Origin of the sequence: Methanothermobacter thermautotrophicus str. Delta H (genome assembly GCF_000008645.1) — an archaeon.
GTDB classification, from domain to species: Archaea; Methanobacteriota; Methanobacteria; order Methanobacteriales; family Methanothermobacteraceae; genus Methanothermobacter; species Methanothermobacter thermautotrophicus.
This window is the reverse complement of the sequence record NC_000916.1, coordinates 1,477,717-1,502,803: the sequence shown is the minus strand read 5'-3', so window position 1 is coordinate 1,502,803 and position 25,087 is coordinate 1,477,717. Positions and strand designations below refer to the sequence as shown.

The following is a 25,087-nucleotide window of genomic DNA, read 5'->3' as shown; positions in this document are numbered from 1 at the left end:
ATTTTTTGATCAGATGCTTATAACTACATAGTAATCATAAACAGAGGGCATATGATGGATGTGATCAGGGACTGTTATGGAAAAAATGTCAGTATCAATCATTCTTATAAGATCTGAATTCCTGAAATCCCACTCCAGTGCACTGAATGGCGTTATTGAGGGCCTCTCTGAGTTCAGTGATCTCACCTGAGATTAACACCCCCCGGGCCCATTAATTATTTTTAAGTGATGACCCACAACCTATTATCTACAGACAAGGAACTCCAAGATGTTAACCGGGTGATGCAATGCCATATAAAGTTAAAGATATTTCACTGGCCCCTCAGGGCGAAAAAAAGATCAGATGGGTTCAGGAACACATGCCTGTACTTGAAAGGATAAAAAGTGACTTCTCAGAGGAGAAACCATTCAAAGGAGTCACCATAGGATCATGCCTTCACCTTGAACCAAAGACCATAAACCTTGGTCTCACACTCCAGGCAGGCGGTGCAGAGGTCGCCATGACCGGATGCAACCCCCTATCAACCCAGGACGACGCCACAGCCGCGGGGGCGAAGATGGGACTCAACATGTACGGGTGGCGTGGGGAGACAAACGAGGAATACTATGAGAACATACACCGCGTCCTGGACCATGAACCTGAAATCCTCATAGACGATGGTGCAGACATGATATTCCTTGTCCACCGGGAGAGACCGGAGCTCCTTGATGGGATAATAGGTGCCTGTGAAGAGACAACCACTGGTATAAACCGGTTGAGGGCAATGGCAGCCGACGGAGCCCTCAAATTCCCTGTGATGGCGGTGAACGACGCCTACACCAAGTACCTCTTTGACAACCGCTACGGTACCGGACAGTCAACCTTTGACTCCATAATGGGGACCACCAACATGCTGATAGCCGGGAAGACCGTCGTGGTCTGCGGCTACGGGTGGTGCGGTCGCGGTATAGCCATGAGGGCTGAGGGACTTGGAGCCAGTGTAATAGTGACCGAAGTGGATCCCATAAGAGCTCTTGAAGCACGTATGGATGGTTTCAGAGTTATGAAGGTTTCAGATGCTGTTAAGGAGGCCGATATACTCATAACAGCCACCGGGAACACAGACGTGGTTTCTGAATCCGAATTCATGAACATGAAGGATGGCTGTGTCATGGCGAACTCCGGCCACTTCAACGTTGAGATAAACCGGGAGGCCCTTGAAGAGCTCTCAAGGGAGACAGGAAAGGTTAAGGAGGACATCGAGGTGTTCATAATGCCTGATGGACGTAAAATATATCTTCTGGCTGAGGGCAGGCTTGTGAACCTTGCATCCGAGCGTGGCCAGGGTCATCCTGCAGAGATAATGGATATGAGCTTTGCAATGCAGGCACTATCAGCAAGACACCTCCTCCAGGAGAAACCAGACCCTGGAGTCTACCGGGCACCCGATGAGATAGACCTGATGGTTGCCCGGATGAAACTCGATGCCATGGGCATTGAGATCGATGAACTCACAGAAAAACAGAGACTCTACCTTGAAAACTGGGAAGAAGGAACCTGATCTACCACAGGTGACCATATTGGGGTTTTTCAGGTTGATAGATAAGGGGGATGGCCCTGTAAGGTTATTTGTGGGTGGTGTGCATGGAAGGGAGGGTCTCACCACCATAAGGGCCCTCAGAAGACTGGGTTTCAATGACATAGAGAATGGCAGGCTGATAATATACAGCTGCAACCCCACTCCCTACATCAGCACCCTCAACCCTGACTACTACAGGAGCCCCCAGGGGAGGGAGATACTCAGACTCATAGAGAAGTACCGGCCATCAACCTACCTTGAGGCCCACTGCTACCGCAGGGAAAACTATGATAAGCTCACAGATCCGTCAAGGAAGTCATCTGAGGGTGTTCCTCCACTCATAGAACTTGAAGAGGGTGTACTTATAGGATCGGTGTCTCCACATATACGTAAGAAGCTCTTCAAACGTGATGATATCTGTCTCACAGTTGAGATGCCATGTCTGGATGGTGGATCAGACAGGAGTCTTGATGTCTATGTGGAATTCCTCAGGACGGTTGCATCCTCGGAAACCAGGGAAGAACTTGAACTTCGTCTTGAAGGCAGGTATCCTGTGCAGGTTGAAACCGCGAGAAGATATGCCCGGGAATTCTTCGGGGAGTACCCGCCATTCTGATAGAGGATCCTGGACTAAAATCCCTGAAATCCAGAATGGACATGGTACCCCCTTCAGCATATGATCTTCTGAGAGTCTATAAAGATCCGGAGAGGGTGAGAGAATCAGCAGGCTGAAATCATATATAAAGAGGCTCATAAGACTTGTTGAAATGGAGAGGGAAGCCGAAATAAGCGCCATGATGAATGAGATAAGGAGGCTTTCCCCCCGACAGCGCGAGAGGGCTCGAAGGGCTGTGAATGGATTGAACGGTAAGATAACCGGGAGGGAGCTGGGATTTCACCTTGTCAAGTACGGAAGACGTGACCCCATAGACACCCAGATATCCGTGGGTGACCTCGTCCTTATAAGTAGGGGAAACCCCCTCAGGAGCGACCTGACAGGTACCGTTGCAATGAAGGGTAAGAGATTCCTGGTTGTTGCCCTTGAACATGTTCCTGGATGGGCCCTCAAAAATGTGAGGATAGACCTCTATGCCAATGATGTGACCTTTCAGAGAATGATTGACAACCTCAAATCCCCAACCAGAAACGTTCTCAGGGTCCTGGGTTTCCTCTGTGGTACAGAAAAACCTTCAGATGGGGTTGATGTGGTTGATTTCCAGGCTGTGGACCCGGAACTCAACGAATCACAGAGGGATGCCATCAGGATGGCCCTTGGATCAGAGGATTTCTTTCTCATACACGGCCCCTTTGGAACCGGTAAAACCCGCACCCTCCATGAGCTAATAAGGCAGGAGGTCATGAGGGGCAGCCGGGTCCTCGTAACCGCCGAGAGCAACGCAGCAGTTGATAACCTCCTTGAGGGAATTGCAGGTCATGTTAAATGCGTCCGCCTGGGACACCCCCAGAGGGTTTCAAGGGAAAACCTGAGGGAGACCCTTGCCTATAAAATTGAAAACCACCCTGAATACAGTAAAGTCCGGGAATACCAGGAGAAGATCGATGAACTCATAGAGGAACGTGAGAGGCACCAGAAACCCACCCCACAGATCAGGAGGGGCCTCAGTGACACCCAGATACTCATCAACGCCACAAAGAGGAGGGGTGCAAGGGGCATCTCACCCAACGTCATGATCTCAATGGCCCGCTGGATAGAGACAAACCAGAGGATAGATGACCTCCACAGTAAGCTTCAGGAGGCAGAGATGAGAATCGCTGACAGGATACTCCGGGAGAGCCAGGTTGTCCTTTCAACCAACTCATCTGCAGCCCTCGAGTACATAGATGGCTTAAGGTTCGATGTCGCCATCGTCGATGAAGCATCCCAGGCCACAATACCAAGCATACTCATACCCCTTGCAAGGGCCCCAAGATTCATACTGGCAGGGGATCACAGGCAGCTCCCACCCACAATACTCAGCAGAGATGCATCCGAACTTGAGAGGACACTCTTTGAAGAACTTATCAAACGCCACCCGGGCAGATCCAGGATGCTGAACTGCCAGTACCGCATGCACCCGGCCATAATGGAGTTCCCCAACCGTGAATTCTATGATGGGAGGATAAGGGCCCATCCATCCCTTGAGGATATATCCATCAGGGATATCATCGAGGATGTCCCTGACTCCGATATCTGCCAGAAACTCGCAGATCCCGACCCCGTCCTCTTCATTGACACTTCAGGACTGGATGGCTGTGAGCGCAGGCTAAAGGGTTCAACCTCAATACAGAACCCCCTTGAAGCGGACCTTGCAGTTATAATCTCCCGTTCACTCATGAGGATGGGTGTTAAACCTGAGGAGATCGGTATAATAACCCCCTACGATGACCAGGTGGACCTCATCTCATCCATGATAGATGTTGAGGTGAACAGTGTTGACGGATTCCAGGGACGTGAGAAGGATGTTATAATAATCTCAATGGTCAGAAGCAATCGGAATGGCAGTATAGGGTTTCTGAAGGATTTAAGGCGTCTAAACGTTTCACTCACCCGTGCCAGACGCAAGCTCATAATAATAGGGGATAGCAGGACACTCTCAGCCCACCCATCCTACAGGCGGCTCACTGAATTCTGCAGAAAAAGGGGATTCCTTGATGAAGCCGGCCTCGATGATGTCAGGAAGTGGGGTGCTTCATAAAAATTAATGCTTTCAGAACCAGTCCTCCAGGCTCTTCTGGGTGGAGGATGCACCCTCAAATTTTTTAAGTGCAGCCCTCACACGGTCCTCTGAAAAGCCGTGTTCAGTGCACAGGAACTCGATAACACCTTCCACGTCAGGTTTTCTCCACCTGATCTCATAGTCCTCTGAAACCTCTGGCTCCAGAAAGATCCTCCTGAGAACCTGGGGGTCGCCACCTATGTCAGCTTCAAGGTCCCTGATGACTTTGAAAATGTCGCCCTTCTCCCTGATGAGTTTGAGTCCCCTCCTTGCGCCTATCCCCTTTACACCCTCATTGAAGTCAGTCCCGACGAGTAGTGCCATATCCACGAGCTGTGTGTGGCTGATTGAGAGTTCCCTGAGGGTGGACTCCAGTTCAATGATCTCGGGGTCCTCAAGTTTTCCGCTGAGGGTGAGGTTCCTTACAACCCTTGGGGCGCCAAAGAGGAGACAGTCATAGTCCTGGGATGCCACGGCCCATGCATCGCCCATCTTAACCATGTATGATGCCTGAGCCTCCCCCTCACCGGGTGCCTGTACATAGGGTATTCCCAGAAGTTCCAGGAGCCTCTTTGAACTCTCCAGTATTTCTGAGGACATCCTTGAGGACCTTACAGCATATTTTTTCGCCCTGTCAATGTCCCCCTCCTCAAGGGCCCTCTTCCACTCAACCTCAGATTTCTTCCGGATATCAGCCCTCCTGCTCACGGTCTCGCCCTTGAGGTGGTGGGACCTTCCATCGAAGACATATATGACCCTTATCTCCCTCTCCATGACCGCGGCCGTCCTGTAGAGTATGCCGCTGAGGTGTGATGTTACTCTACCCCTGGAATCCATGAGGGGTGTTCCATCCCTCTGCCTTATGCTTGATAGGAACTGGTAGAGTGTGTTGGCTGCATCGACTGCGACCGTTCTTCCCCTAAGGTCCTCAAGGCGTATCCTGCGGGGTGATACAACATCCCTGAGTTTAACTCCCATATGAACACCCGGTGAATCTCTAAAACTCCTCCCTGAACCATTCGAAGGGGAAGGTCTCCTTTATCCTTATGAGAACCTCACCTTCATGGATGATATTGTAGGTCCTTGTGAGCATCGGGGAGTCTGTCCCAAAGATCTCCCTCAGCTGGGGGTCCGGGTTCTCAATGTCAAGGACCTCTATCTCCCTCCTTGACTCTATGTTATGCTTCTTCAGGATCCTCCCTATGGGTACATCGGCCCTTATGAGATCCTCCCTGAACCCATCGTCGAGCCTTGAGAGGGGGATGTATGATACTGCATGTATGAGGGGCTCCCTGTTTCCTATGACAACAACCCTGTAGTTCACAGGGTCTCCCATGGAGATGTTGAGCTTATCTGCTATTTCCTGGTTGCAGGGTATGAATTCCTGTTTCAGGGTCCTTATGGTCACTGTTCCCCGCAGAACGTCAAGTATCCTTGTTACCGAGCCGTCTGTTGAGAGCAGTATCTTCTGGGTGTTTGAGAGTTTCCCTATGAGCCTCTCAATACGTTCAATCTCCTCCATGACATTAACATCCATTTCCTGCCTCCTGTTGAGGGGCGCTTATTACCCCTTCAATGGCGGATTCTGCGACGACTGCCGGGTTGGCCAGGTAGACGCTGGATGCAGGGTCACCCATCCTTCCCCTGAAGTTTCTGTTGGTTGTTGCTATGCTGACCTCCCCCGGGGCAAGGACTCCCATATGGGCCCCCAGGCACGGGCCGCAGCCAGGGTTGCAGACTATCGCCCCTGCCCTGATGAAGGTCTCTATTATACCATCCTCCAGTGCCTTAAGGTAGATCTCCCTTGATGCCGGCGAGACTATGAACCTCACATCCTCATGGACCCTCCTGTCGCCTATAACCTCTGCGGCGATTTTCAGGTCCTCGTACCGGCCGTTGGTGCATGAACCCAGGAAGGCCTCGTCTATGTGGGTTCCCTCAACCCTGTGGACAGGGTAGACGTTGTCAACATCATCTGGACAGGCCACCTGGGGTTCAAGGTCTGAGACATCGAAGTGGTGATCCTCCAGGTACTGGCTGTCCTCATCTGAACTGTAAACCCTGAATTCCCTGCCTGTCCTTGCCCTCACATAGTCAAGGGTCTGCCGGTTGGGCTCCATTATACCGTTCTTTGCACCCATCTCCACGGCCATGTTGCAGATGGTCATCCTCCCGGAGACATCCATGCTCTCTATGGTGTCTCCTGTGAATTCCACGGAACGGTAGGTTGCACCATCAACACCGATCTCGCCTATGATGTGGAGTATGACGTCCTTTGCATACACGTGGCCCTCAGGTTCACCTGTAACCTCGATTCTCATTGCCTCAGGTACCATGAACCAGGTTTTGCCTGTTGCAAAGACCATGGCCATGTCAGTCGCCCCCATGCCTGTTGCGAAGGCTCCGAAGGCTCCGTAGGTGCAGGTGTGGGAGTCCGCCCCAACAATGACCATGCCAGGTCTTACAAATCCCCTCTCAGGCAGAACCTGGTGGCATATGCCTGCTGCGTTCTGGAATATGTTCACTATACCCTGTTCCCTGGCGAATTCCCTTGTGACCCTCTGGAACTCCGCGGCACCTATTGTGTTGGCTGGTACGTTGTGATCAAATACCATGACTATCCTCTCGGGGTCCCAGACCCTAGCGGGGCCTCCCCTTGAGGCTATATCCCTGAAGGTCCTGATGGTGGGGGGTGAGGTGCCGTCATGGGTCATGGCGAGGTCAACCCTTGCCTCTATTATCTCGCCGGGTGTGACCTCCCTGAGTCCTGCTGCCTCTGCGAGGATCTTCTCTGTCATGTTCATTTTAACCACCTAGAAGTCTACAGGTCCCCTTACGGACTTCACAATCCTGTAGAAGAGTTCATCGTTGATGTACTTACCCTTCTCCCTGTTTTTCTTTACCTCCTCCACTATCCTGCAGAGTTCATCCCTCGTAACATCGATGCCGTACTCCTCAAGTTTGGCCTTGACCGCACGGCACCCGGAGTGTTTCCCCAGCACTATCTTGCGCTGGTGGCCTATCATCTCTGGAAGGAATGGCTCATAGGTTAGGGGCTCCTCTATGACCGCGTCGACGTGTATACCTGATTCGTGTCTGAATACGTTCCTGCCGACTATCGGCTTGTTCTCAGGTACCTTCATTCTTGTGTGTTTCTCCACAAGCCTTGAAAGTTCATAGAGGACGCCTATGTTGAATCCGAGGTCAACCTCATAGATTATCCTCAGGGCCATGATCAGCTCCTCAAGGGATGTGTTGCCCGCCCTTTCACCTATACCGTTAACTGTGGTTGAGACTGCAGTCCCACCTGCAAGTAGCCCTGCTATTGAGTTCGATAGGGCCATTCCAAAGTCGTTGTGGCAGTGGAGTGCTATGTCAACCTTGATGTCCCTGCGCAGTTCCCTGACAAGGTAGTCCATACCCTGGGGGCTTATGGCGCCCACGGTATCTGCAATGTGGACCCTGTCTGCACCATAGTTCTCGGCCTTCCGGTAGATCTGCTTGAGGAAGTCGAGGTCTGTCCTTGTTGCATCCTCTGCTGAAAATGCCAGGAAAAGCCCGTGATCCTTGGCATACTCTATGGAGTTCATACAGACGTTGAGGGCCTCCTCCCTTGTGAGTTTGAGTTTGTGTTTCAGGTGGAGGTCCGATGTTGCCATGAAGGTTATGACTCCATCCACATCACAGTCTATTGCTGCGTCGATGTCATCCTTCTTTGTCCTGCAGAGTGCCAGTATCTCTGCATTGAGGCCCTCATTTGCAATGGACTTCACTGAAACTCTTTCCTGTTCTGATACAACCGGAAATCCGCTCTCTATCTGATGTATGCCGAGCTCATCAAGTTTTCTGGCTATTTCAAGTTTTTCTTCTGTTCCAAGGCATACACCGGGGGTCTGCTCCCCGTCACGCAGTGTTGTATCGTAAATCGTGATCCTGTCAGGAAATTTTAATTCAGCTTCTTTATTGAAGGGGCTAACAAAGTATCTCAAGGGATTACCACCTTAATGCTTTATTAAAATGAATACTTGGCATTTATTTAAAATTAGATATATTAGTATAAAAGGTTTGAGAGTGCATCCATATTCCGGTGGCTGAAATATGGTGGGTCATTACGTGTTATGGTATGATAATGATCAGAGACTGCATCAGTGAATTTGAAAATATCTGAGGACCATCAGCCTTACTCCTCGCCCAGTTCAAGGAGCTCGAGGTATGACCTCCTCTCAAATCCGTCCTCGATGCCAAGTTTTCTGTAGAGCTCAAATATCTCCCTGAGGGCCCCGGCATAGTCACTTCCGTCGGGTAGATCCCTCTCAATTTCAAGGTAGGTCCCCAGGCCCATTACGGTGTCAATGGAAACTGTGAACTCCCCCACACTGTAGATCCTGCGTTCCTTTACGACCTCCCTCACCATCCTGAAGCCGAGGGATTCCAGTATCTCTGCGGCCGTCCCCGGGTCAGCGACCTCCGTCTCGAGTTCCTTTCTTGTCTTGCTCTCTTCATCTATCTTGGGGCCCTTGTAGGTGATGAAGGTCCTCCCACCGGATCTTCTTATCCTCAGGGCCTCGTCTGTCCTTGCGAAGTCCCTGTGGGGGGCGTTGAAATACAGGTCATGCTGCTCCTCGTCAGAGACATGAACGCCTCCAACTGAGAGTATCCGATCAACCATCTCATCTCTATCATGAATTTTTGCCTTAACCTCAACCTCAATCAAATGCTACCACCCTTCAGTGCTCTAACACAGACATAATCATAAAGTAGAGTGCACATACCTGGATGCTCTAAAACAGTTTCAGAAACTCCATTACCACTCTTCAGTGCTGGCGATCTCAAGACCGGCGTATTCCCTCAGGAATATGCTCGCCTCTTCCAGCTGTTCAAGGAGCGTGTCGATTATCCTGTCCACTCCCTCATAGGGGCCCAGGAGATTATCCCTCTCATCCATAAGAGCCCTTCTCCTTTTGACATCGCCCCTGATGTCAGGGTCCCTCATTTTCTCAAGGTACTCCCTCCTTATTAATCTCATGTCCATATGGAGGTTGTACCTTATCCTCTTCAGATTCCTTATAGCGTCTTCAACCTCCCTCAGAATCCTGAGGGCCTCCTCCTCAGATGAGGGGTCTATTTCAATGCCCTCAATTCCAAGTTCCTCAACCTGTTCCTTGTAAAACCTTGGATCAATAACCACTTCATCCCCCTCTATTCATTAAGTATGTTAAATTATTTAAGGATGGTGCTTAAAATATGAAAAGAGTTTGATGATAGGCCGCAATAATTTTTCAATTGAGGAATGATAAACGCTGAATATTAACCGCGTTATTATTCATAATAACTAGTTTTTTACGTCAATATTAATATAGGTGCATTTAAATTTATATGTAGGTTTAACTTCACCGGGAGGTATCTAGTTGACAGATGTGGATATCAAAATAGAAAATATTGTTGCTTCAGCAACCCTTGGAAAATCCATTGATCTTCAGACAGTTGCAGAAGCCCTTGAGAATGTTGATTTTAACAGGGAACAGTTCCCGGGGCTTGTGTACAAATTAAAGGAGCCGAAGACGGCTGCACTGATCTTTGGATCAGGCAAACTCGTATGTACAGGAGCCAAATCAATAGAGGACTCCAAGAGGGCCATAAAACTGACGGTTGACATGATGAGGACCATGGATCCTGACATACCAGAGGAATTTGAAATAAAGATCCAGAACATTGTGGCCTCGGCGAACCTTGGAAAACCACTTAACCTTGAGGCTGTTGCCCTTGGACTTGAAAATACAGAGTACGAACCTGAACAGTTCCCTGGACTCGTTTACAGACTGGATGATCCCAAGGTGGTGCTCCTGTTATTCGGTTCAGGTAAGGTTGTATGTACAGGAGCCAAGAGTGCAGAGGATGCTAAACTTGGAGTTGAAAAGACTAAGGCAAGGCTTGCCGAGTTAGATCTGATTTAATGGTGATATTTTTGATTAAACTTGTAGTTTTCGATCTTGACAATGTCATTATTGATGGTGAAGCCATAGACGAGATAGGAAAAATCGCTGGCGTTGAAAAGGAAGTAATGGAGATCACCGAGAAGGCCATGCAGGGTGATGTTGACTTTGAATCCTCAATAAGGGAGAGGGTTAAACTCCTCAAGGGAACAGCGGTGGAAGACATAAAGAAGGTTGCAGATGAACTGCCCCTAATGGAGGGCGCCGAGGAGACAGTAAAGACCCTCAAGGAGAAGGGGTACCTGGTTGCAGTTATAAGTGGAAGCTTTGACCTTGTGGCTGAACCCGTAAAGGAGAAACTCGGCATAGATTACCTCTTCTGCAACAGGCTCCATGAGGAAGATGGCATACTTACCGGTGAAGTGAGCGGGCCCCTTGTGGAAAAATCAAAGTATGATGTTCTCTGCGGGATCCTTGAGAAGGAGGGTATAAGTCCCAGGGAGTGCGTTGCAGTTGGTGACGGGGCCAACGATATATCCATGATAGAGGCCGCACGTCTGGGCATAGCCTTCAATGCCAAGCCAGCCCTCAGGAAGAAGGCCGATGCAGTTGTTGAAGATAAGGATCTGCGCAAGATACTCCCCATCATTGAAAAAGTTGCAGAGGCTGATGATAAATTGAACAAGATGAGTTACGACGAAGTTATGGAACTCAAAAATGAATACGAAGACAAACTCTCAGCAATAGCCTCTGAAAGGGATGAACTGAACAAAAAAGCACGTGAAATGAAGGAACTGAGGGACAGTCTCAACAGTGAACTTCGTGAAACACTCAACAGGGCTGTTGAACTGAGAGATAAACGTAATGAAATAAACTCCAAGGTCGAGGAGAACAAGAAGCTCAGGGACCAGATAAACAAGGAGATACGCAAACTCGAATGGTCCTCAGGAGGAAGGGACCGTATAAAGATTGAAAATGAGATCAAGCGAATAGACAAGATCATTGAAACAAGGGTCCTTGACATTAACAAGGAGAATGAACTTGTCAAGACAGCGAACGAGCTTCGAAAGAAACTCATGAAGATTCAGGAGGACGATGAAACCCGTGAAAAGGCCCTTGAACTCAGGAAAAAGTCAGAGGAGTACCATGAGAAGGTTGTGGCCCTCTCTGAGGAGGCCCAGGGTTACCATGAGAAGATGCTGGAGTACTTCAGAAAAACAGATGAGATACGCAAGAAGGCTGATGAGGCCCATGAGAAGTTCCTCGAATTCAGGAGGATGGCCTCAGAGAAGCATGAGGAATTCAAATCAACCCTCGGTGAGATACGCCAGATAAACGAGAGAATAAACGCCCTGAGATCAGAGAACAGAAGTGCCAGGAGAAGAGAAAGCAGGGAAAAGGATATTGAAGAAAAGGAAAGGGCCCGTGAAATATATGAGAAGTTCAAAGAGGGCAAAAAACTTACAAAGGATGAGATTCTTCTTCTCCAGAAGCACAGGATAGTTTAGGGGATCCTATGGGTGGAGAAAAATCCTCAGACAGAGAGAATATGGAACCAGAAAATGGGAATCCATGCGGTGTTGGCACATCAGACAGCGAAACGGTTTACACCAGAGATAATCCAGGCATTGAAGAAACTTCAGATGATGAAAAGATAGAAGAGTGCTTCATATGCCATAAGAAGTTCAACATAAACGCCGATGATTCAAGCCATTATCATTACGGTAAGTACCCCATGTGCAGTTACTGCAGTGACTTCTACGGATTCTACAGGTGAGATCCCTGAGTGGTAAGATGCATGAAGTTATAATCTGTGAGAAGCCCAAATCATCTGAAAAGATTGCCGGGGCCCTCTTTCCAGACGCCATGAAGAAAAAACATGGAAAGGTGTCCTACTGGGAACATGTGGAGGGTGATAAGAGGGTCACCATAGTATCAGCGGTGGGACACCTCTACTCACTCCGCCCCAGGCAGTCCAACGAAGAACACTTTTTTGACCTTGAATGGGCACCCATACACGAGATCGATAAGAAGAAGGGTTACGTTAAGGATTACCTCAACGTTATAAGGAAATTTGCAGCCGGCGCTGACCGCTACATCCATGCCTGCGATTATGACATTGAGGGTACCCTCATTGGTTTCAACGCCCTCAAATACGGTTGCGGTGAGGAGGCCCTCCGGAAGACCTCCAGGATGAAGTTCTCAACCCTCACCCGGGAGGAGATACAGAGGGCCTACAAGAACCCCATTGAGGTCGACTATGGGCAGGTCGACAGCGGCGCTGCAAGGCACATACTTGATTTTATTTTCGGAGTAAACATATCCCGCTCCCTCATGAAGTCTGTTAAGGCGGCCACAAATCGTTTCATAAAATTATCCGCCGGGAGGGTTCAGACCCCGACCCTCGCGATACTGGTTGAACGGGAGAAGGAGATAAGGGACTTTAAACCCGTCCCCTACTGGATAATACGCGCTGAGCTCGGGGAAGGGATCATCGCCGAGAGCAAGAGGGGCAAGATCTTCAAGCGGGAGCTTGTCGACAGCATCCTGGAGAAGTGCCAGGGAAGTGACGCTGAGGTTAAGGATGTTAGGGTGAGGGACACCATCAGAAAGCCCCCGGTACCCTTCGACCTGGGGACCCTCCAGTCAGAGGCCTACCGTGTATTCGGATTCAGCCCCAAGAAGACACAGACAATTGCACAGAACCTCTACACCGAGGGTTACACCTCATATCCCAGGACATCATCCCAGAAGCTCCCGGAAAGTATAGGGTACGAAAAGATCCTCAAAAACCTTGCAAAGAACCCCCGCTTCGGAGTCCACATTGAAAGGCTCAGAGGCCCCCTAAAACCCCATGAGGGAAAAAAGGAGGATGATGCCCACCCGGCCATACATCCCACAGGTCTTCTTCCATCGGAACTCTCAAAGGATGAGAAAAAGGTTTATGACCTCATAGTCCACCGGTTCATAAGTGTATTCGGTGAGGATGCCATCCTCCAGACCATGAAGGTAGAACTTGAAATTGGAGAAGAGGAGTTCAGCTTCTCAAGGAAGAGGGTCAGTAAGGCGGGCTGGATGGAGAGCTACCCCTACACGAAGATGGAGGATGAAGAATTCCCTGAGATATCCGGCGGAGACTCTCTGGCTGTCAGGAGTGTAAGTGCAGATGAAAGGGAGACAAAACCCCCGGCAAGATACAACGAGGCTTCCCTCATCAGGGAACTCGAGAGGAGGGGTCTTGGAACCAAGTCAACACGTGCAGATATAATAGCCAAACTCTATGACAGGAAGTACATTGAGGGTAAAAAGATAAGGGTCAGTCCCCTGGGTGAGAACATAATTGACACCCTCACAAGGTACTGTGAGAAGATCATCAGCGAGGAACTCACAAGGCAGTTCGAGAGGGAACTAGAGGACATCATGAGGGGGAAGATAAGCAAGGACCGGGTTATAGATGAGGCCATCACAGAGGTAAGATCCATACTCAGTGACATAGAGGAGAACCTCAGGGACATCGGGAAGGAACTCTACAGGGCCTACCAGGACAGCAGGGTTGTGGGTGAATGCCCCGCCTGTGGTGGGAAGCTCGTCATAAAATACTCTCCCAGAAACAGGAGCACCTTTGTGGGGTGTTCCAGCTACCCTGACTGCAGGACCGTTTACTCACTTCCAAGGGGCGCCAGTGTGCTTAAAAGTCTCTGTGAAAAGTGCGGTCTCCCCATGATATCCTATGGAAGGCCGCGGCAGAGGGCCTGTCTTGACCCAAAATGTGGTAAAAAGAAATCAGAGGTTGAAGAGGTTGTCGGTAAATGCCCTGAATGTGGTTCAGACCTCATAAAGCGCTCCGGACGTTACGGGGAATTCGTCGGTTGTAAGGGATTCCCGAAGTGTCGCTTCACCTGTTCCGTTGATGAGGTCCCCGAGGGTTGAACTGAATGTCAGTGATGCAGGAAATTGCTGGTAATAATTTCTTCAAGTATAAAGGTCTGAGGGTTGAACTGAAGGTCCCTGATGCTTTCTGAGTTGTTCTGACCCTCATGGAACCCATAACCCCCAGAATTCAGAGGTACCAGAAAGACCCGCAAAAAATATGAAAACTTATAAGTCACCGGATCAAAAACCTTATTAACATCATTAAGGTCCTGAATTTATTACCAGATGAAAGAGGCGGTGAAATGGATATCCAAGGTTTGCTTGAAAGATTGAAGCCATTCATAATCATTGTCCTGCTCTTCTCGGTTGTCTTTTACATAAGAGCAGAGGCCAGTAACATTGGCGGAGTCCCTGCCGATGCCAAGAAATTCTATGAAGATGCAGATGGACTCCCCTATTTCAGCGAAATGGACTCCTACTATAACTACAGGTTAACAATGAACTACCTGACGAAGGGTATAATGGGTGATACCCTGGTGGATGGTAAACCCTATGACCTCCACTCCTACTATCCTCCGGGCAGACCCGTTGACTACCCTCCCCTGATCGTATACGTTACCTCGGCTGCCTACAGGGTACTGAACTTCTTCGGGGACTTCAGCCTCAAGGAGGTCGCATTCTGGATGGGGGCCTTCATAGGTTCCCTCTGCGTGATCCCCGCCTACCTCTTCGTGAGGAGGATAACAAATGATTACGGGGGTTTTGCAGCTGCCCTCATAGTGGGCCTTGTCCCAACCTACGTCGCCCACACCTATGCAGGTTTCTTTGACACGGACATGTTCAACTTCGTCCTCCCCCTCTTCGTGTTCTGGTTCTTCACAGAGGGGATGCTGGCTTCCAGCATGAGGGGCAAGGTTGGATATGCCCTTGCAGCGGCAGTTTCAATACTTGTATTTTCAGCTGCATGGGTGGGTTACATATTCTACCTGGCGGTTCTCATCGTATTCGTTGCAGCGTACCTTGTCATTTCAAGGTACATCCTGGGAGAAAAACCGGCAGGCGAATTCGAGGGCAAACTTGACTGGCTGATTCATCAGAGAGAACTTTTCCCCCTCCTGATCCTCATCATAGCTGGGGGAGTCCTCGTAGGAGTGTTTGGAGGATTTTCAAGCCTTGCGGGTGCTGTAGGCGGACTCATAGGCGCCACCCAGATACAGGCAACCGCCCAGACCACGGCCTACCCCAACGTCTATGTCTCAGTCTCAGAACTACAGGTGCCTGAATTCATAACAACCGGTGCCGGGAACATCTTCCTCCCGGGTCAGAACACAATCGTTGGTGGGGTGGGCGGCCTGCTGGTATTCATAATTGGTGTTCTGGGTGTCGGAGCCTTGGTGTGGAAATACCGCCAGCCAGAGGTTGTCGTTGAGGAGTCAGAGAACAGGCCGCGGGCCGGTAAGAAAAGCAAGTTCATGAGGAAGAAGAGGGCGGCTGTTGCCAGTGAGGAGATGAGACACCGCTACCTGCTCTACGCTGTCCTCATGGCTGTATGGCTCATAATGAGTGGATATGCTGTTACCAAGGGTTCAAGGTTCATACCCACATTTGCAATGCCCCTGGGACTCTCAGCAGGGATATTCACAGGATTCCTTGTTGAGTACCTGAGGGTGAGGTTCACGACAACATCATCACTGGCACTGATCGTATTCGTGGCGGCGGTTGCCATGGTAATGCCCTTCGGGGTCTCAGTTGCGGTTAAGCTCCTTGCAGGGGTGCTTGCGGCTGGATTCATATACTCCGTGAAGAAGCCTGAGATAAGGGCGCCATTCATGATGGTTCTGGTGGTCCTTGCAGCTGTGGCCCCCTCTGTGAGTGGAGCCCACTCAATCACAACGTCGGTAGCCCCCGGTACAGATGATGGTATGTGGAACTCCATGCAGTGGGTAAAGAAGAACACCAGCAGGGACACGGTGGTCATGTCATGGTGGGACTTCGGACACCTCTTTGCGGTTGCAGCAGACAGGCCAGTCACCTTTGACGGTGGTAGCCAGAACACCCCGAGGGCCTACTGGATAGGTAAGGCCCTCACAACGAGTAACGAGACACTTTCAAGGGGTATACTCACCATGCTCTCAACCAGCGGTGATCTCGCCTATGAGACCCTTGACAACTACACAGATGACAGCGGAAAGACCGCCGAGATACTGACCGCGACCCTCGGACTTCCAAGGGAGGAAGCCAGGGCCGTCATGACCGGGCGCTACGGTCTCAGTGATAAGGAGGCTGACAGTGTACTCAGGTACTCCCACCCGGCAAAGCCAAAGCCCTTTGTACTTGTCCTGAGCTCAGATATGCTCGGTAAGGCGCCATGGTGGACGTACTTTGGAACCTGGGATTTCAAGAAGAAGACAGGGTCAAGGTATGGTTACTATCCATCCCTGGCAAGCTCAAAGCCCCAAGTGGTTAACAACACAACCGTTATCCAGACCGTGAACACCATGGTGGACCAGAATAACGTCCTGGGCACCATAATAGAGAAGAAGGCAAACACCACCAATGCAACGATAGCAGTGGGCAACAACATGACGGTTCAGAAGATAAACCCACACAGGCTCACCATAATCGAGGGCGACCTCCTTGTTAAGAATGAGGTTGTTGACAGTGACGCCCAGCTGAGCCTCATAGTCATTGGAAGCGGAAACCAGTACACGACAATAATAATGAACAGGGAACTGGAGGACTCCGTCTTCACAAAGCTCTTCCTCCTGGGGGGATTCAACCAGACATCCTTCAAGTTCCTCCACCAGGAACCCGGTGTGCTGCTGTGGACAGCAGCATAACCCACATTTTTCATTTTACACGGCCATGATCTCTTCAAGAAATTAAGCCGCCTAAAAACTCTTAATGAAAAAATAAATTTCAGTACCTCATTATAAAAACAGGCAAATAAAAGAAGTTTCTGGCAGAACTTCAGTATCGCTTGGCCATCTTGGCCCTCAATATATCAGTGGCGCTTATCACGCCTATGATCTCATCGTCCTCCTCAACAAGGAGGCGCCAGACAACGTTCTTCACCATCTTCTCTGCTGCTTCCTTGATGGTTGCCCTGGGAGATATGGTAACAAGATCCCGCTCCATCACCTCCCATACCTTGACCTCTGCAAGATCATCCCCCTCTGCAATGGCCTCAAGCACATCCCATGTGGTTACAATTCCGACCCTGACACCTTCCTTCACAACCACCGAGCTTCCCTTGGCGTTCTCAACATAGTTCCTTAGAACATCCTCGAGGCTGGCGGTTATGTCGATGGTGTCAACATCCGTAACCATAACATCCTCAACCCTCATAAAATCACCTGCATATAATATGAAGGTTATGGGATATAAAATATAAGGGAAAATATTTAATAATGGATAATAGAGAACACTGAATGATTACACTGATTTTTCCCGGCTTCAACAATGTTCATGTGAGTGGTATGGATATCGAAGAGAAGATCAGAAAGATAGAAGAGGAGATTCAGAAGACACCATACAACAAGGCCACAGCCCACCATATAGGTAAACTGAAGGCAAAGATCTCCCGCCTCAAGGAGGAGGCCCTCCAGAGGAAGACCTCATCTGGAAAGGGGAGAGGATTCCATATCAAAAAGTCTGGAGACTCCACCGTGGTCCTCATCGGTTTTCCATCTGTTGGGAAATCAACACTCCTCAACGAGTTAACCAGTGCAGAGTCAAAGGTGGGTGACTATCAGTTCACAACCCTTGAGATCGTCCCGGGCGTCATGGAGTACCGGGGGGCCCAGATACAGATATTTGACATACCCGGGATAATAACCGGGGCCTCCCGTGGGAGGGGCCGTGGAAGGGAGATACTCTCAGTTGCCAGGAGCGCCGACCTCATAGTGATAGTCCTTGATGTCTTCAACACAGACCACATGGACATAATCCTCAGGGAGCTGAGGGATGTTGGTATAAGACCCAACGAGACGCCCCCTGATGTGATTGTTAAGAGGAGAAAACTGGGTGGTGTGAAGCTCTCAGCAACGGTCGAACTCACACACCTTGATGAGAAGATCATAAGGTCAGTCCTCAATGAGTACGGAATCCACAATGCCGACGTCCTCATAAGGGATGACATAACCGTTGACCAGTTCATAGACGTCATGGAGGCCAACCGCGCCTACATACCGGCCATCACCGTTATAAACAAGATAGACCTTGTGGATGAATCCTATCTTGAGGGTCTCAGGGAGAAATTCCCGGAAGCCCTCTTCATCTCCGCAGACAGGGACATCAACATCGATGAGCTCAGGGAGGAAATATTTAACAGACTGGGCCTCATAAGGATATACCTGAAGCCCCAGGGTAAAAAGGCTGATTACGACGAACCCCTCATCATCAGGGAAGGGTCAACCGTTGGCGATGTGTGCCAGAAGCTCCACAGGGACTTTGTGCGTAAATTCAGACATGCAAGGGTCTGGGGGAGCTCTGTTAAATTCGACGGCCAGAAGGTGGGCCTTGAACATGTCCTCAATGATGAGGACGTCCTGAGGATCATAATAAAGAAGTGACCGCTTCTTATGGAAATACATGCAGGTGTGAAGATGAAGCTTGATGATATAAAAATTTCAAGAGCAATTGTTGAAGGATACATGGAGGATCTCCTGGACTACATGGAGATGGATGTTGCTATCGGCGGAGGGGGCCCCTCCGGTCTAACAGCAGGCTACTACCTTGCAAGGGCCGGTCTGAAGGTGGCGCTCTTTGAGCGCAAGCTCTCCATTGGTGGTGGAATGTGGGGCGGCGGTATGATGTTCAACAAGATCGTCGTCCAGGACGAGGGCCGTGAGATCCTCGATGAATTCGGAATAAGGTCAGAACCCTATGATGAGGGATACCATGTGGCTGATTCGGTGGAGGCGACCTCCACCCTGTGTTCCAGGGCCTGCCAGGCCGGACTGAAGATATTCAACCTCATGAGCATAGAGGACGTTATGATCCGCGACGAGGGGATAACAGGTCTTGTGCTCAACTGGAGCTCAGTTGAAATGGCGGGCCTCCACGTTGATCCCCTCACAGTCAGGGCCAGAGCAGTCATCGATGCAACGGGTCATGACTGTGAGATAGTGAAGGTGGTGGAGAGGAAGATCGGACCGGAACTCAACACCCCCGATGGCAGGATACAGGGCGAGAGGTCCATGTGGGCCGACGTGGGGGAGGCTGCCCTCATTGAAAACACGAGGGAGGTCTACCCCAACCTCTATGTGGCTGGAATGGCGAGCAACGCCGTATACGGCGCCCCCAGGATGGGGCCCATATTTGGTGGTATGCTGGTCTCAGGTCGACGTGTTGCAGAGATGATAATCGAGAAGCTGAAATGAATGTCTGCGTCTTACCACCACCATTGAACAGCCACCGCACACAGAGGCAATGAAAAAGGAGAAATGGGCCACGGTTCCAGTCAGCAAGGCGAGACTGTGAAATCATGATCTGCATAACCGGAACACCCGGCGTCGGGAAGACAACCCTGGCGGGTATATTGAGGGAGAGGGGACTGGAGGTCATATCCCTCGGGGAACTCATAAGGCAGAAGGGATTCGTCCTTGGACGCGACCCCATCAGGGGATACCTTGAAGCCGACATTGAGGCCGCATGCAGTCACCTCCAGGAAATGGAGGGTCTGGATGTGGTGGAGGGTCACCTCTCCCACCTCTGCAGATCCTGCAGCATGGTGATCGTCCTCAGACTCCACCCGGAGGTACTCAGGGGCAGGCTTGAGGGGAGGGGCTACCCTGAAGGTAAGGTGCTTGAAAACCTCGAGGCCGAAGCGCTGGATGTGTGCACCGTTGAGGCCTTCGAAATACATGGGGAGCGTGTTCATGAGGTCGATACAACAGGAAGATCCCCCCATGAGGTTGCCGATATCATCACCGATATCATGAATGGTTCAAGGGTATGTCCCCCGGGGGGAGTGGATTTCTCAGGATGGCTTCTTGGATGATGGAAAAGGTTTTTAAATATGGAAACACAAAGCACTTATAATATTCTTCTTGTGCAGTCAGTACACCATCTCAATGTGCAAGATGTGGATGTTCTATTCCGTTATGAGAGGTTAAACCTTGAGGAGAGGAAAGAGACCACGATGGATGTTAAAAATTGCTGAAGAGAGAATAGACATCCTTTTCAGAATGGCTGACCGTGAATTTTCAGCTAATCCCCATAGATCGCACAGGTACACCGAACTTGCAAGAAACATCGCAATGAAATACAGGGTTAGAATCCCCAGGGAATGGAGGAGGAGGTTCTGCAGGAAATGTTACAGTTTCCTTAAACCCGGGGCAAACTGCACCGTCAGGATAGCTGATGGGAAGGTTAATTTTAGGTGCCACGAGTGCGGTCACATCATGAGATTCCCTTATATCAGGGAAAAAAAGGATAGAAGGAGAAATAAGATTGAGTCTCACACCACCAAAGAAGGAACTGATGAACAGATCACTGTCGGCGCTCACAATAAATGTGGGGAAAGCCAGAGTGACAGATAGCCTCATTGAAGAGGTTAAGAGGCAGCTCAAGGCAAATGAACTGATAAAGATAAGATTTGCCAGGACGGTGGCCTCTGAAAAAGAAAGTTATATTACAGAGATAGTTGAAAAAACAAATTCTAAGCTCATAGATTTAAGAGGAAATGTGGCAATAATTTTCAAAAAAAGATCTTAGGAGGATAAATATGACTACAGTTTATGACGTGCCAGCAGATCTGCTCATAAACAGGGTTGCTGAGGAACTGAAAAATGACAGTAAGGTTAAATCCCCTGAATGGGTTAACTTTGTTAAAACAGGTGTCCACAAGGAAAGAAGACCTGAGAATCCTGACTGGTGGTATGTAAGGGCCGCAGCCCTCCTCAGAAGAGTTTACATTGATGGTCCTGTGGGTGTTAACAGCCTCAGGACACATTACGGCGGTAAGAAGGACAGGGGCTCACGCCCTGAAAAGTTCAGAAGGGGTAGCGGTGCCATAATCAGAAGGGCCCTGCAGCAGCTGGAGGAATCAGGTCTAATAAAGAGGGAAGAAAATGGAAGGGTTATAACACCCGAAGGCAGATCATTCCTTGACAAGGCCGCTGCAGAGGTAAAGAAAGAAGTTGAAGGACTTGAAAGGTACTGAAACTATCCCAGAGGGGCCTCAGGAGGTTTCATAGTTGACAGACCTCGAAGAGATACGTCGCAAGAAGATGCTGGAGCTCCAGCAGAAGGCTCAGCAGCAGGCGATGGAAGCTGAAGCACAGGAACAGATGCGTCAGCAGCTGGAAATGCAGAAAAAACAGATAATGATGCAGATACTCACCCCTGAAGCCCGTAGCCGTCTGGCCAACCTCCGTCTGACAAGACCGGACTTCGTTGAGCAGATAGAACTGCAGCTCATACAGCTGGCCCAGATGGGGCGTGTAAGGTCAAAGATCACCGATGAACAGCTGAAGGAGCTGCTTAAAAGGGTTGCGGGTAAAAAGAGGGAGATAAAGATCAGCCGCAAATAGTCTGGTAAAATGAATGCATGCGTACTCTACAGTGGCGGTAAGGACAGTTCACTGGCGGCTGTGATGCTCCAGCGGCTGGGGATACAGCCAGAGCTGGTGACTGTGAACTTCGGGATCCATGATTCATGGAAGCCAGCATCTGATGCAGCTGCATCCCTTGGATTTCCACACCGTGTTCTTAAACTCGGCGATGAAATCCTGAGGGACGCTGCTGAGACGATAATCAATGACGGGTTTCCGAATAATGGTATAAAGCACATACACAGGATGGCAGTTGAAGCCGCAGCCACCGAGTACGACATGGTTGCCGATGGAACGCGACGTGACGACAGGACCCCTAAACTAACAAGGGACGAGATACAGAGCCTCGAAGACCGCCTGAACATTGAATATGTGAACCTGGATGGTCTCGGTCACAGGACCGTTAACAGACTTGCATCGATGCTCTTCAGCCTGAGGAGGGAGAGAAGCAGTATCGATAACAGCTCCGACTACGAGGTTGAGGTCCGCCTCCTCCTTGAGGAGATGGGCCACAGTTCAGAATCATTCTTCCCTGTTCACTTCCAGACCAGGGTCACTGGCTGGAACACCAAAATGAAGGAGGATGCTAAATGAGTAGAAATAAACATGTTGCCAGGAAACTCAGAATGGCAAAGGCTAACAGACAGAACAGAAGGGTGCCCGCATGGGTTATGGTTAAGACAAACTACAGGGTTCGAAGCCATCCAAAGATGAGGCACTGGAGAAGGACCAAACTCAAGGTATAGGAGGACTGGATATGGAAAGGATTTATGTCATACCTCTCAGAAAGGCCAAGAACGTGCCAAGGACCATAAGAGCGCCGAAGGCTGTTAAGATTGTCAGGGAATTTCTCATGAAACATATGAAGGCAGACACCGTTAAACTCGACGAGTCAATCAACGAAAAACTCTGGGAGAGAGGTATCCAGAAGATACCCCCAAGAATAAAGGTCAAGGCCGTTAAGGATGAAGACGGTGTTGTTGAAGCCACACTCGAAGAATGAAATGATGGTGAATTATGATTAGAAGGATCAACCTCAGTGGAAACCCGAACCTGGGAGTTTACATCTCTGTAACCGACAGTGTGGCCCTGATACCACAGAACACCCCTGAAAAGTTTGAGGGTGTTCTCAGGGAAGCCCTTGAAGTTGAGGTCCTGAAGGTGTCCATCAGTGGCAGCAGCCTAAACGGTGCCCTTGCCGTGGGCAACTCAAATGGATTCGTGGTCTCAAATCAGGCCATGGACCGTGAAATCGATGCCCTTGCAGCTGCCGGTGTGGAGGCTGTCAGGATCCCTGAAAGGTTTACTGCAGTCGGTAACCTTGTGCTGGCCAATGACAACGGTGCCGTTGCAAGTCCACTGCTGTCAGATGATGCGCTGCAGGTTATAGGGGATGTGCTTGAGGTTGACGTTAAAGTATCCACACTTGCAGGCCTCAACATCGTAGGCTCCATGGGTGCAGCTACCAACCGTGGTGCCCTGCTGAATCCCCAGGCATCATCTGAGGAAATAGGTATCATAGAGGATACCCTGGGAGTGGAGGCCGACGTTGGCACAGTCAACCATGGAGTCACACTTATAGGTGCCTGTTCGGTGGCCAACTCAAACGGTGTCCTTGTGGGTGAGGAAACCACAGGGCCAGAACTTGCAAGGATAGAAGAAGCTTTAGGTTTTCTTGAGGGATGAAAATGAAGACAAAGATATTTAGGGTTAAAGGAAAGTTCCTGATGGGTGATAAGCTTCAGCCATTCACAAAGGAGCTCAATGCAATAAGGGAAGAGGAAATCTATGAGAGGCTCTACTCTGAATTCGGGAGCAAACACAGGGTTCCAAGGAGCAAAGTTAAAATAGAGGAGATAGAGGAGATATCACCTGAGGAGGTTCAGGACCCGGTGGTCAAGGCGCTGGTCCAGAGGTGATCACATGGAAGACCAGCAGAGGCTCGAGGAGATAGTGAACCAGCTGAACATCTACCAGAGCCAGGTCGAACTCATACAGCAGCAGATGGAGGCCGTGAGGGCCACCATCAGTGAACTTGAAATCCTTGAGAAGACCCTCAGTGATATACAGGGAAAGGATGGCTCCGAGACCCTGGTACCTGTGGGTGCCGGCTCCTTCATAAAGGCAGAGCTCAAGGATACCAGTGAAGTTATAATGAGTGTCGGTGCAGGTGTAGCCATAAAGAAGAACTTCGAGGATGCAATGGAGAGCATTAAGTCCCAGAAGAATGAACTGGAGTCAACACTTCAGAAGATGGGTGAGAACCTGCGTAAGATAACAGACATCATGATGAAATTATCTCCTCAGGCAGAGGAACTCCTCAAAAAGGTAAGGGGAAGTGGAGAGTAAGTGTTTGAGTCTCTGAAGAAAAAATTCAGTGAAACCGTTGGCAAAATCACCGAGAAGGTCTCATCAGGCCAGGAACCCCGGTCCGAAGAGGATAAGTCTGAGGATAGGGGTCCCGAGCCCATTCCAGAAGGTAAACCTGAAGAAGAGGTTAGAACTGAAGAACCAGATGATACGAGTTCAGAGGAACCCGCTCCCGATGCAGGGGAGGGGGGTTCAGGTTTCCTCTCATTTTTCAGGGAAAAAAGGATAACAGAAAAGGACGTGGATGATGTACTCTGGGACCTGGAAATGGCCCTCCTGGAAAGTGACGTGGCCCTTGAAGTGGCTGAAAAAATCACCACAGAGTTGAAGGAAGAACTGGTTGGAAGGAAGGTTAAGAGGAGCACCGAAATATCAGAATACACAATGGAAGCCCTTAAAAAGGCTGTTAAGGATGTTCTCAGCGTTGACGGTGTGGACCTCCCGCAGCTCGTGGAGAAGAAGAAACCCCTTGTTATAATGTTTGTTGGTATAAACGGGACCGGCAAGACAACCACCATAGCAAAGGTGGCCAGATACTTCATGAAAAAGGGCCTTGAGCCCGTGATAGCAGCTGCAGACACCTTCCGTGCCGGTGCAATAGAGCAGATAGGTCAGCACGCAGATAAACTCGGAGTCAAGCTAATAAGCCACCGCAAGGGAGCCGACCCCGCCGCCGTTGCCTTTGACGCGGTATCCCATGCAAAGGCCCAGGGAAAGGATGTCGTCCTCATAGACACCGCAGGGAGGATGCAGACCAACGTGAACCTCATGGACGAGATGGCCAAGATAAAGAGGGTCGTCAGGCCAGACCTCATAGTGTTTGTCGGTGATGCGCTGACAGGAAACGATGCCATTGAACAGGCAGCCCGATTTGATGAAGCCGTTGGCATAGACGCAGTTATACTGACAAAGGCTGATGCAGATGCGCGCGGAGGCGCAGCATTGTCCATAGGCTACATGATCAAAAGGCCCATAATATTCATGGGGATCGGGCAGGGCTACGATGACATAATGGAATTCAAACCCGAATGGATGGTGGAACAGCTATTCGCATGAACTGATTAATGGACATCCAT

Annotated in this window: 29 protein-coding genes; 22 read left to right on the top strand and 7 right to left on the bottom strand. The window is 49.9% G+C overall.

The window, feature by feature from the left end; all coding sequences use genetic code 11:
• Positions 1–287: 287 nt before the first annotated feature.
• The 3 genes from ahcY (at position 288) to MTH_RS07830 (ending at position 4,255) form a co-directional block, all read left to right on the top strand.
• On the top strand, positions 288–1,541 hold the full coding sequence (ahcY, locus tag MTH_RS07840) for an adenosylhomocysteinase (protein WP_010877244.1): 1,254 nt from the start codon (positions 288–290) through the stop codon (positions 1,539–1,541).
• 34 nt (positions 1,542–1,575) lie between these two features.
• Positions 1,576–2,175, top strand: a complete 600-nt coding sequence (locus MTH_RS07835; protein ID WP_238374193.1) for a DUF2119 domain-containing protein — start codon at positions 1,576–1,578, stop codon at positions 2,173–2,175.
• Positions 2,176–2,326: 151 nt separating this feature from the next.
• Positions 2,327–4,255: an IGHMBP2 family helicase gene (locus MTH_RS07830; protein WP_010877242.1), complete on the top strand. Its 1,929-nt coding sequence runs from the start codon at positions 2,327–2,329 to the stop codon at positions 4,253–4,255.
• Positions 4,256–4,267: 12 nt separating this feature from the next.
• Here MTH_RS07830 and fen read toward each other — a convergent pair whose 3' ends face one another.
• From fen to MTH_RS07800, 6 genes are all read right to left on the bottom strand, one after another.
• On the bottom strand, positions 4,268–5,254 hold the full coding sequence (fen, locus tag MTH_RS07825) for a flap endonuclease-1 (protein ID WP_010877241.1): 987 nt from the start codon (positions 5,252–5,254) through the stop codon (positions 4,268–4,270).
• A gap of 19 nt (positions 5,255–5,273) precedes the next feature.
• On the bottom strand, positions 5,274–5,813 hold the full coding sequence (locus MTH_RS07820) for a chorismate pyruvate-lyase family protein (protein ID WP_010877240.1): 540 nt from the start codon (positions 5,811–5,813) through the stop codon (positions 5,274–5,276).
• A complete protein-coding gene (gene hacA / locus MTH_RS07815) occupies positions 5,803–7,080 on the bottom strand; it encodes a homoaconitase large subunit (protein WP_048061104.1) in 1,278 nt (425 codons plus the stop codon). Before hacA ends, MTH_RS07820 begins: the two co-directional genes overlap by 11 nt.
• 9 nt (positions 7,081–7,089) lie before the next feature.
• Positions 7,090–8,265: a homocitrate synthase family protein gene (locus MTH_RS07810; protein WP_010877238.1), complete on the bottom strand. Its 1,176-nt coding sequence runs from the start codon at positions 8,263–8,265 to the stop codon at positions 7,090–7,092.
• Between the two features lie 191 nt (positions 8,266–8,456).
• The gene (cyaB, locus tag MTH_RS07805) at positions 8,457–8,990 is read right to left on the bottom strand and encodes a class IV adenylate cyclase (RefSeq protein ID WP_010877237.1); all 534 of its coding nucleotides are present in this window, start codon (positions 8,988–8,990) and stop codon (positions 8,457–8,459) included.
• Between the two features lie 90 nt (positions 8,991–9,080).
• Positions 9,081–9,464, bottom strand: a complete 384-nt coding sequence (locus MTH_RS07800; RefSeq protein ID WP_010877236.1) for a hypothetical protein — start codon at positions 9,462–9,464, stop codon at positions 9,081–9,083.
• 220 nt (positions 9,465–9,684) lie between these two features.
• Here MTH_RS07800 and MTH_RS07795 point away from each other — a divergent pair, with 220 nt between their 5' ends.
• The 5 genes from MTH_RS07795 (at position 9,685) to MTH_RS07775 (ending at position 16,922) form a co-directional block, all read left to right on the top strand.
• Positions 9,685–10,230, top strand: coding sequence for a TATA-box-binding protein (locus MTH_RS07795; RefSeq protein WP_010877235.1), 546 nt, complete (start codon positions 9,685–9,687; stop codon positions 10,228–10,230).
• Positions 10,231–10,241: 11 nt separating this feature from the next.
• Positions 10,242–11,717 (top strand): phosphoserine phosphatase SerB, encoded by a 1,476-nt coding sequence (serB, locus tag MTH_RS07790; RefSeq protein WP_048061103.1) that lies wholly within the window; start codon positions 10,242–10,244, stop codon positions 11,715–11,717.
• A 41-nt stretch (positions 11,718–11,758) separates the two neighbouring features.
• Positions 11,759–11,986, top strand: coding sequence for a hypothetical protein (locus MTH_RS07785; RefSeq protein ID WP_143485790.1), 228 nt, complete (start codon positions 11,759–11,761; stop codon positions 11,984–11,986).
• A gap of 17 nt (positions 11,987–12,003) precedes the next feature.
• Entirely contained in the window at positions 12,004–14,139 is a 2,136-nt protein-coding gene (gene topA, locus MTH_RS07780; protein WP_048061102.1) for a DNA topoisomerase I, read from the top strand.
• Positions 14,140–14,384: 245 nt separating this feature from the next.
• Positions 14,385–16,922, top strand: a complete 2,538-nt coding sequence (locus MTH_RS07775; protein ID WP_010877231.1) for a dolichyl-diphosphooligosaccharide--protein glycosyltransferase subunit STT3 — start codon at positions 14,385–14,387, stop codon at positions 16,920–16,922.
• Between the two features lie 130 nt (positions 16,923–17,052).
• On the opposite strand, the gene MTH_RS07770 is transcribed toward MTH_RS07775, so the two are convergent.
• Positions 17,053–17,430, bottom strand: coding sequence for a CBS domain-containing protein (locus tag MTH_RS07770; RefSeq protein WP_010877230.1), 378 nt, complete (start codon positions 17,428–17,430; stop codon positions 17,053–17,055).
• A 131-nt stretch (positions 17,431–17,561) separates the two neighbouring features.
• Here MTH_RS07770 and MTH_RS07765 point away from each other — a divergent pair, with 131 nt between their 5' ends.
• The 14 genes from MTH_RS07765 (at position 17,562) to ftsY (ending at position 25,067) form a co-directional block, all read left to right on the top strand.
• Complete coding sequence (locus tag MTH_RS07765) at positions 17,562–18,656, top strand: OBG GTPase family GTP-binding protein (protein ID WP_048061317.1); 1,095 nt, start codon at positions 17,562–17,564, stop codon at positions 18,654–18,656.
• A gap of 33 nt (positions 18,657–18,689) precedes the next feature.
• Entirely contained in the window at positions 18,690–19,466 is a 777-nt protein-coding gene (locus MTH_RS07760) for a sulfide-dependent adenosine diphosphate thiazole synthase (RefSeq protein ID WP_048061316.1), read from the top strand.
• A gap of 104 nt (positions 19,467–19,570) precedes the next feature.
• A complete protein-coding gene (locus MTH_RS07755) occupies positions 19,571–20,086 on the top strand; it encodes an adenylate kinase family protein (RefSeq protein ID WP_010877227.1) in 516 nt (171 codons plus the stop codon).
• A 118-nt stretch (positions 20,087–20,204) separates the two neighbouring features.
• A complete protein-coding gene (rnp4, locus tag MTH_RS07750) occupies positions 20,205–20,627 on the top strand; it encodes a ribonuclease P protein component 4 (RefSeq protein ID WP_010877226.1) in 423 nt (140 codons plus the stop codon).
• The gene (locus tag MTH_RS07745; protein WP_048061101.1) at positions 20,569–20,802 is read left to right on the top strand and encodes a YhbY family RNA-binding protein; all 234 of its coding nucleotides are present in this window, start codon (positions 20,569–20,571) and stop codon (positions 20,800–20,802) included. The genes rnp4 and MTH_RS07745 overlap by 59 nt, the downstream gene beginning before the upstream one ends.
• A gap of 10 nt (positions 20,803–20,812) precedes the next feature.
• Positions 20,813–21,250 (top strand): 30S ribosomal protein S19e, encoded by a 438-nt coding sequence (locus MTH_RS07740; RefSeq protein WP_010877224.1) that lies wholly within the window; start codon positions 20,813–20,815, stop codon positions 21,248–21,250.
• 34 nt (positions 21,251–21,284) lie between these two features.
• Positions 21,285–21,620: a DNA-binding protein gene (locus MTH_RS07735; protein ID WP_010877223.1), complete on the top strand. Its 336-nt coding sequence runs from the start codon at positions 21,285–21,287 to the stop codon at positions 21,618–21,620.
• Positions 21,621–21,629: 9 nt separating this feature from the next.
• On the top strand, positions 21,630–22,235 hold the full coding sequence (locus tag MTH_RS07730) for a DUF7411 family protein (RefSeq protein ID WP_010877222.1): 606 nt from the start codon (positions 21,630–21,632) through the stop codon (positions 22,233–22,235).
• Positions 22,232–22,387, top strand: coding sequence for a 50S ribosomal protein L39e (locus MTH_RS07725; RefSeq protein WP_010877221.1), 156 nt, complete (start codon positions 22,232–22,234; stop codon positions 22,385–22,387). The genes MTH_RS07730 and MTH_RS07725 overlap by 4 nt, the downstream gene beginning before the upstream one ends.
• 11 nt (positions 22,388–22,398) lie before the next feature.
• Complete coding sequence (locus MTH_RS07720; protein ID WP_010877220.1) at positions 22,399–22,644, top strand: 50S ribosomal protein L31e; 246 nt, start codon at positions 22,399–22,401, stop codon at positions 22,642–22,644.
• A gap of 14 nt (positions 22,645–22,658) precedes the next feature.
• Positions 22,659–23,327 carry a translation initiation factor IF-6 gene (locus tag MTH_RS07715; RefSeq protein ID WP_010877219.1) on the top strand — a complete coding sequence of 223 codons (669 nt, stop codon included), beginning with the start codon at positions 22,659–22,661 and terminating at the stop codon, positions 23,325–23,327.
• A gap of 2 nt (positions 23,328–23,329) precedes the next feature.
• Positions 23,330–23,560: a 50S ribosomal protein L18Ae gene (rpl18a, locus tag MTH_RS07710; protein ID WP_048061100.1), complete on the top strand. Its 231-nt coding sequence runs from the start codon at positions 23,330–23,332 to the stop codon at positions 23,558–23,560.
• Positions 23,561–23,564: 4 nt separating this feature from the next.
• The gene (gene pfdA, locus MTH_RS07705) at positions 23,565–23,990 is read left to right on the top strand and encodes a prefoldin subunit alpha (protein WP_010877217.1); all 426 of its coding nucleotides are present in this window, start codon (positions 23,565–23,567) and stop codon (positions 23,988–23,990) included.
• Positions 23,991–25,067 carry a signal recognition particle-docking protein FtsY gene (ftsY, locus tag MTH_RS07700; protein WP_010877216.1) on the top strand — a complete coding sequence of 359 codons (1,077 nt, stop codon included), beginning with the start codon at positions 23,991–23,993 and terminating at the stop codon, positions 25,065–25,067. It begins immediately after the preceding gene.
• Positions 25,068–25,087 lie beyond the last annotated feature (20 nt).